Annotated in this window: 7 protein-coding genes; 5 read left to right on the top strand and 2 right to left on the bottom strand. The window is 69.7% G+C overall.

What is annotated here, in order from left to right:
• The 4 genes from manD to AC3XYG_RS13745 form a co-directional block, all read left to right on the top strand.
• On the top strand, nt 1-1,058 hold a 1,058-nt coding region (manD, locus tag AC3XYG_RS13760; RefSeq protein WP_489140405.1), incomplete at its 5' end, for a D-mannonate dehydratase ManD.
• 54 nt (nt 1,059-1,112) lie between these two features.
• The gene (locus AC3XYG_RS13755) at nt 1,113-2,453 is read left to right on the top strand and encodes an MFS transporter (RefSeq protein ID WP_489140404.1); all 1,341 of its coding nucleotides are present in this window, start codon (nt 1,113-1,115) and stop codon (nt 2,451-2,453) included.
• Nucleotides 2,454-2,467: 14 nt separating this feature from the next.
• Nucleotides 2,468-3,505, top strand: coding sequence for an L-idonate 5-dehydrogenase (locus AC3XYG_RS13750; protein WP_489140403.1), 1,038 nt, complete (start codon nt 2,468-2,470; stop codon nt 3,503-3,505).
• Between the two features lie 76 nt (nt 3,506-3,581).
• Complete coding sequence (locus tag AC3XYG_RS13745) at nt 3,582-4,874, top strand: MFS transporter (RefSeq protein ID WP_489140402.1); 1,293 nt, start codon at nt 3,582-3,584, stop codon at nt 4,872-4,874.
• Between the two features lie 2 nt (nt 4,875-4,876).
• Here AC3XYG_RS13745 and AC3XYG_RS13740 read toward each other — a convergent pair whose 3' ends face one another.
• Entirely contained in the window at nt 4,877-5,824 is a 948-nt protein-coding gene (locus AC3XYG_RS13740) for a proline dehydrogenase family protein (RefSeq protein ID WP_489140401.1), read from the bottom strand.
• A 152-nt stretch (nt 5,825-5,976) separates the two neighbouring features.
• On the opposite strand from AC3XYG_RS13740, the gene AC3XYG_RS13735 reads away from it, so the two are divergent.
• A complete protein-coding gene (locus AC3XYG_RS13735) occupies nt 5,977-7,128 on the top strand; it encodes a cytochrome P450 (protein ID WP_489140400.1) in 1,152 nt (383 codons plus the stop codon).
• Between the two features lie 137 nt (nt 7,129-7,265).
• Here AC3XYG_RS13735 and AC3XYG_RS13730 read toward each other — a convergent pair whose 3' ends face one another.
• Nucleotides 7,266-7,448 carry a hypothetical protein gene (locus AC3XYG_RS13730; protein ID WP_489140399.1) on the bottom strand — a complete coding sequence of 61 codons (183 nt, stop codon included), beginning with the start codon at nt 7,446-7,448 and terminating at the stop codon, nt 7,266-7,268.
• Nucleotides 7,449-7,676 lie beyond the last annotated feature (228 nt).

The raw sequence follows: 7,676 nt of genomic DNA, 5'->3' as shown, positions 1-7,676 counted from the left end.
TCTGCCCGCTGCTGGTCGGCCGCGATCCGCACCGGATCGAGGACACCTGGCAGTACCTGTATAAGGGCGCCTATTGGCGCCGCGGCCCGGTGACGATGAGCGCGATCGCCGCCGTCGACATGGCACTGTGGGACATCAAGGCCAAGGTCGCCGGGCTGCCGCTGTACCAGCTGCTGGGCGGCGCCTCCCGCGACGGCGTGATGGTCTACAGCCACGCCACCGGCCGCGACATCCCTGAGACGCTCGACCGTTACGCCGCCTATCAGGAGAAGGGCTTCAAGGCGATCCGCGTCCAGTGCGGCGTACCCGGCATGGCGTCGGTCTACGGCGTCAGCAAGGGCGGCGATTCCTATGAGCCGGCGACCAAGGGCTGGCCGGAAGAACAATCCTGGTCGACCGAGAAGTACCTGAACTACGAGCCCAAGCTGTTCGAGGCGGTGCGCGAAAAGTTCGGCTTCGACACCCATCTGCTGCACGACGTCCACCACCGGCTGACGCCGATCGAGGCGGCGCGGCTGGGCAAGTCGGTCGAGCCCTATGCCCTGTTCTGGCTGGAGGACCCGACCCCGGCAGAGAACCAGGAAGGCTTCCGGCTGATCCGCCAGCACACCACCACCCCGATCGCGGTGGGCGAGGTGTTCAACAGCATCTGGGACTGCAAGCAGCTGATCGAAGAGCAGCTGATCGACTATATCAGGGCGACGCTGACCCATGCCGGCGGCATCACCCACATGCGCCGCATCGCCGACCTGGCCGCGCTGTACCAGGTGCGCACCGGCTGCCACGGCCCGTCCGACCTGTCGCCGGTCTGCATGGGCGCCGCCCTGCATTTCGACCTGTGGGTGCCGAATTTCGGGGTGCAGGAATACATGGGCTATCCCGAGCAGGCGCTGGAGGTGTTCCCGCATGCCTGGAGCTTCGCCGACGGCATGATGCACCCCGGCGAGGCGCCCGGCCACGGCGTCGACATCGACGAGGCCGCCGCCGCCCGCTTCCCCTACGACCCGGCCTACCTGCCTGTCGCCCGGCTGGAAGACGGCACGCTGACCAACTGGTAGCGGCCCGAAATCGCGATCAAGGCCGCATGACGGCCACAGGGAGGGTAGCAAAAAATGACGGCAAAACAGGCGGACAAGACCTCGGCGGCAATGATGCGGCGGATCGCGATCGCGTCCTGCATCGGCACCACGGTCGAGTGGTACGATTTCTTCATCTACGCCACGGCCTCGGCGCTCGTGTTCAACAAGCTGTTCTTCCCCAGCGTCGACCCGCTGGTCGGGTCGCTGGTCGCGCTCGGCACCTATGCCGCCGGCTTCTTCGCCCGGCCGGTCGGCGGCCTGCTGTTCGGCTATATCGGCGACCGCTACGGCCGCAAGCAGGCGCTGGTCATCACCCTGCTGATCGTCGGCATCGCCACCTTCGTCATCGGGCTGATGCCGACCTACGGGACCATCGGCATCGCCGCCCCGATCCTGCTGCTGTTCATCCGACTGCTGCATGGCTTCGGCATCGGCGGCGAACAGGGCAACGCCATCCTGATCATGTGCGAGCACGCACCGGCGCGGCGCCGGGGCTTCTTCGGCTCCTGGGTCCAGATCGGCGCGCCGGCCGGCTTCGTCCTGCCGCTCGGCATCTTCACGCTGCTGACCTCGACCCTGTCGGAGGAAGCGTTCCTGAGCTGGGGCTGGCGCATCCCGTTCCTGCTGAGCATCCTCCTGGTCGGCATCGGCCTCTACATCCGGCTGCAGCTGACGGAATCGCCGCTGTTCCAGCAGATGCGGCAGCGCCGGGCCGAGGACACCAATCCGCTGGCCGAGCTGGTCCGCAGCCATCGGCGGTCGCTGGTGCTAGGCTGCGGCAGCAAGCTGGCCGAAAGCATCGCCTTCACCAGCTTCGCCGTGCTGATCGCCGCCTACGCCACCAGCCGCGGCGTCGACCGGCCGACCATGACCACGGCGGCGCTGATCGCCATCCTGCTCGAGCTGGTCACCCTGCCCCTGTTCGGCGCGCTGTCCGACCGCGTCGGCCGCCGGCCGGTCTATCTGTTCGGCGCGGTCTGCGTGCTGCTGGCGACTTTCCCGGCCTTCGGGCTGGTCTATGCCCGGATGGACGGGCTGATCTGGCTCGGCCTGATCGCCGCGCTGGCGATCGGACACAGCGCGATGTACGCGCCGCAGGCCGCCTTCTATGCCGAGATGTTCCCGACCCGGATCCGCGCCAGCGGCGTGTCCTTCGTCCAGCAGATCGGCGCCCTGATCGGGTCGGCGGGGACACTCGCCGCCGGCTGGCTGCTGGAGGTCGGCGACGGCACGCCGTGGTATCTGTGCGCCTATATCGCGCTGGGCTGCGTCATCACCCTGGCCTGCACCTGGAAGCTGCCGGAGACGGCGCCGCGCCTGCCCGGCATCCGTGACGCGATCGGCGACCCTTCGGCCACCCCCGCCCATTCCTGACCCCGGAGACCGCCATGTTCGCCGCCGTGCTGCATCAAGCCAAGGACCTGCGGATCGAAGACCGCGCGCCGCCGACCCTGGCCCCGGGAGAGGTCCTGGTCCGCTTCCGGGCCGGCGGCATCTGCGGCTCCGACCTCGCCTACTACTCCAAGGGTAAGACCGGCGACTTCCATCTGCGCGAGCCGCTGATCCTGGGCCATGAGATGGCCGGCGAGGTGGCGGAGGTGGCGCCCGATGTCGAGGGCCTGTCGGTCGGCCAGCCGGTCGCGGTCAATCCCAGCCGGTCCTGCGGCCACTGCGAATACTGCATGGCCGGGCTGGAGAACCACTGCCTGAACATGCGGTTTCTCGGCAGCGCCTCGATCTTCCCGCACATGCAAGGCGCCTTCCGCGAGTACCTCGCCGTGCCGGCGCGGCAATGCGTGCCGGTGCCGGCGCATGTCAGCTTCGCCGAAGCCTCGATGGCGGAGCCGCTAGCCGTGTCGCTGCACGCCATCCGCCGCGCCGGGGCCCTTTTGGGCGAAGAGGTGCTGATCGTCGGCTGCGGCCCGATCGGCGCCCTGGTGCTGCTGGTGGCGCGCCAGGCCGGGGGCCGTCGCATCACCGTGGTCGACCTGGCCGACAAGGCGCGCGAGACGGCGCTGGGCCTCGGCGCCGACGAGGCGGTCGACGCCAAGGATGAGGAGCGGATCGCGGCGTGGAGCCGCAACCGCGGCCGCTTCGGCGTGACGATCGAGGCCTCGGGCGCCCCCGCCGGCCTGGACACCGCGCTGCGCGCTGCCCGCGCCCGCGGCCGGGTGGTCCAGCTCGGCAACCTGCCCGCCGGCCAGTCGCCGGTCTCGGCCAATCTCGTGATGGCGAAGGAACTGGAGTATCGCGGCTCGTTCCGCTTCGCCGAGGAATACGCCCTGGCGGTGGAGATGATCGCCGGCCGCCGGATCGACTTGGCGCCGCTGATGACCCACCGCTTCCCGGTGCGCGACGCCGACCAGGCCTTCCAGGTCGCCCTCGACCGCAACCAGTCGATGAAGGTCCATTTGCTCGATTTGTAATGCGGAATGTTGGGTTCGCTGCCGCGAACCCAGCCTACGAAGCCAGCCGCCTCTAATCCGTAGACCGGAGAGACTAGTGTTCAAAAGCATTCGCTGGATGATTGTCGGGCTGCTCTTCATCGCCGGCATGATCAACTATCTCGACCGGTCGGCCCTCTCGATCGCGGCCCCGCTGATCCAGCAGGATCTCGGCCTGGATCACGCGCAGATGGGCATCATCTTCAGCAGCTTCTTCGCCGGCTATGCCGTGTTCAACTTCATCGGCGGCTGGCTGTCGGACCGGATCGGACCGAAGGCGGTGTTCACCGGCGCCATGGGGATGTGGTCGCTGTTCTGCGGCCTGACCGCGGCCGCCACCGGCTTCGCCTCGATGATCGTGCTGCGGGTGCTGTTCGGCGTCGGCGAAGGGCCGCTCAGCTCGACCATGAGCAAGACGGTGAGCAACTGGTTCCCTCGCCGCGAGGCGGCGACGGCGATCGGCGTGGTCAATTCCGGCACGCCGCTGGGCGGCGCCGTGGCCGGACCGATCGTCGGCTACCTCGCGCTGGCCTTCGGCTGGCGCCTGGCCTTCGTCATCATCATGCTCCTCGGCTTCGTCTGGCTCGTCTTCTGGATACGGATGTCGGCCGACCGCCCGGCCCAGCATCCATGGATCAGCGACGCCGAGCGCGACCTGATCGAGGACGGCCAGCGCGACGGCGACGCGGCGGACCAGCTGCCGGCCCAGGGCCTGGGCTACTACCTGCGCCAGCCGATCGTGCTGGCCACCGCCTTCGCCTACTTCACCTATAACTACGTGCTGTTCTTCTTCCTGACCTGGTTCCCGAGCTACCTGACCGAGGTGCACAAGCTCAGCATCAAGGATATGAGCCTGGCCACGGTCATTCCCTGGGTGCTGGGCTTCCTCGGCCTGGCGCTGGGCGGTTTCGTCTCCGACCGCATCTTCCGCCTCACCGGCCGGGCCCTGCTGTCGCGCAAGATCGTGCTGATCGCCGGCCTCGGCCTCGCCGCCATCGGCGTCGCCCTGGCCGGCGGCGTGACCGACGTCGTCAGCGCGGTGGCGCTGATGTCGGTGTCGATCTTCGGCCTGTACCTGACCGGGTCGATCTACTGGGCGGTGATCCAGGACGCGGTGCGCAGCGAGAATGTCGGCGGTGTCGGCGGCTTCATCCACCTGCTGGCCAACCTGGCCGGCATCATCGGGCCGTCTGTCACCGGCTTCATCGTCCAGGCCACCGGCGGCGTCTACACCAGCGCCTTCATCCTGGCCGGCGGCCTGGCCGTGCTGGGCGCCCTGGTGTCGCTGATCTGGATTCGCGAACCGGCGGGCCGGGCGACGGCGACCCGGGCGCTGGGCGGGGCCGAATAAGGTCAGCCGCCCAGCAGGGAGCGCGCCAGCAGCCAGCCATTGCGGGGGTTCTCGCCGATCCGGCGGATGGCATAGGGCCACCAGTCGCGGCCGAAGGGCAGGTACAGCCGCATCCGGTGCCCTTCCCGCGCCCGCCGTTCGGCCAGCGCGCCGCGGACGCCCAGCAGCATCTCGAACTCGTACTCGTCCTTGCGCCACCCGTTCGCCTCGGCCTGCGCGATGGCGTGATCCTGCAGCGCATCGTCATGTGTGGCGATCACCGGCCGGAAGCCGGCGTCGCGCGCCTGTGGCGACAGCATCAGCCCGATCAGGCGGCGATGGTTCTGCTTGATCTCCGCCTGCGGGCCGAACGCCACGTCGCGCCCCGCGGTGAAGGCGCCCTTGACCAGCCGCACCGTGGCGCCCTGGCGGATGCGGGCCTGCAGATCCGCCTCAGTCCGGCGCAGATAGGCCTGCAGGGTGATGCCGACCGGCAGGCCCAGGCCGCGCAGCTCGTCATGCAGCGCGATGGTGGCGTCGACGAAGCTGCGATCCTCCATGTCTATCATCATGAGCCGGGGCCCCGGACCCGGCGCGTCGGCGATCGCCCGGGCGATGGCCAAGGCATTGCTGCGCCCCAGCGCCGGGTCCAGGCTGTGGCCGGTCTGGGTCGGGTCGACCGAGACATGGATCTCCAGCCCCGCCCGGCCGAGCTGGTCGGCGACGCCGAGCTTCTGCGCCACGTTCTCCGCCACCAGGGCCGGGCTGTCGACATATTCGCCGAGATAGTACAGCGAGCTGTGGATGCCTTGGCCGAGCAGCGATGCTGCCCGGGCCACCCCGGCCTCGGCGTCCAGGCCGGCGACGTAGCGGCCGGCGAGGCCGGAGGCGGCCCGGCCCTGCTGCATCCAGCGCCTGGTTCCCGGCGACCGGGCGAGCGCGATCATCCCGGCCTGCCACGCACGACGCATCTGCTGTCCCCCTCGCCTCTTTGACCGCAGACGATATCGGAGCAGGCGGTGAAGTCCATCCCGGCTCCGGCCGCCATGCTTCGACCGGGATCGAACCGTCCGGCGGGGCCGCGCTGGTAGGATCGTTGCCTCACCAGCCGCCGAGGTCCGCCATGCAGCCGCCCCGCGATGCCGTCGCCGCCGTCACCCATCCCGACCCGTACCCCTGGTACGACGAACTGCGGCAGCGCCCGTTCCACCGAGACGACACGCTCGGCCTGTGGATCGCGGCGGATGCCGGGACGGTCACGGCGGCGTTCGAAAGCGCCGCCTGCCGCGTCCGCCCCGTGGCCGAGCCGGTGCCGCAGCCGCTGCAGGGCACGACGGCGGGCGCCATCTTCGGGCGGTTGGTTCGGATGACCGATGGCGACGCCCAGGCCCGGGCGAAGCGCGCGGTCGCGGCCACACTGGCTTCGGCGACACCGGAAACGGTGGCGATGCAGGCCCGGCGCCAGGCGGCGGCGCTGGTCGGCGGTGGCGTCCCCACGCCGGCCGAGATCGACGCCCTGCTGTTCGCCCTGGCGATCCACACGGTCGGCAGCCTGCTGGGCTTCGACCCGGCCCGGCTGCCGGAGATCACCCGCCTGATGCGCAGCTTCGTCGCCGGCCTGGCCCCCGGCGCGACGGCCGAGGCGATCGCCGGCGCGAATGCCGCGGCCGCGGAGCTGCTGGCGGCGATCCAGCCCCTGCTCGACCGCCCTGATGCCAGCGGGCTGGCGCGGCGCCTGCAGGACGAGGCGGCGCAGACCGGCGGCATCGATCCGGCTGTTGTCGCCGCCAATGCGGTCGGATTCCTGTTCCAGAGCCACGATGCCGGTGCCGGGCTGCTGGGCAACGCCATCCTGGCCTTGGGCACCCGGCCGGAGCTGCGCCGCCGGTCCGCGGCCGAGCGCAGCCTGCTGCCGGGCGTGGTGCAGGAGGTGCTGCGCTTCGACCCGCCGGCGCAGAACACCCGCCGCTTCGTGGCCGAGGCCACCGAGATCGCCGGCCAGGCGCTGCAGCCGGGCGACGCCATCCTGCTCGTGCTGGCCGCTGCCAACCGCGATCCGGCGCTGAATCCCGATCCGGACCGCTTCGACCCCGATCGGGCGGACCGCCGGATGGTCAGCTTCGGCCATGGCCGCCACGCCTGCCCGGGCGGCGCGATCGCCGCGGCCGTCGCCGTGGCCGGGCTGGATGTGTTGCTCGACCGGCTCTCGGACTGGCCCGAGCGACCGGCCGGCTACCGACCCTCGCCGAACGTCCGGATTCCGCAGTTTGCGTGACCTCTCCGTCGCCCCTCTTTGTCATGCCACGGCTTGACCGTGGCATCCAGGAGCGGCCAGAGCGGTGCTTGGTGGCCCCTGGATTGCCCGGTCGAGCCGGGCAATGACACTAAGAGTTGAGGTATTCGCCTCCATCCTCAACCTGCGCTGTCATCATATCCAGCCTTGGCCAATTCGGCTGCCTTCGCCGCCAGGGCCGCATTCAGATCGGCCTCGCTGACCTCGCCGCCTTCGGCGATCGAGCGATCAAGCATCTCCTGCAGCGTCCGTTGCTTTGCCTCGCGCTCTTCGACGGGACGATCGCTGATAGATGCGGTCATGCCGATATCCTCTGTGATGCAGGCTTGTCCTGAATACGCCATCCCACGCCGTCATCGCGAGCTCGGAGGGCGTGGCGATCCAGAGATCGAACCGCGTGCTCGGTCTGCCCCGCCGGGCCTGGATCGCGTCGCTGCGCTCGCGATGACGAGGTTGGGATTTCTGAACACGTCCCTAATCGCGAACAGAATAGCAAAGGAAGGGCCCGGCTCCTCCGCCTACCCGAACGC

The organism is Inquilinus sp. (assembly GCF_057815775.1).
The sequence above is the reverse complement of the archived record's forward strand: the minus strand, read 5'-3'. Positions and strand labels throughout refer to the sequence as shown.

Coding starts and splice junctions, on each gene's coding strand:
- AC3XYG_RS13755 (WP_489140404.1), top strand. CDS start 1,113: ATGACGGCAAAACAGGCGGACAAGACCTCGGCGGCAATGATGCGGCGG.
- AC3XYG_RS13750 (WP_489140403.1), top strand. CDS start 2,468: ATGTTCGCCGCCGTGCTGCATCAAGCCAAGGACCTGCGGATCGAAGAC.
- AC3XYG_RS13740 (WP_489140401.1), bottom strand. CDS start 5,824: ATGCGTCGTGCGTGGCAGGCCGGGATGATCGCGCTCGCCCGGTCGCCG.
- AC3XYG_RS13735 (WP_489140400.1), top strand. CDS start 5,977: ATGCAGCCGCCCCGCGATGCCGTCGCCGCCGTCACCCATCCCGACCCG.
- AC3XYG_RS13730 (WP_489140399.1), bottom strand. CDS start 7,448: ATGACCGCATCTATCAGCGATCGTCCCGTCGAAGAGCGCGAGGCAAAG.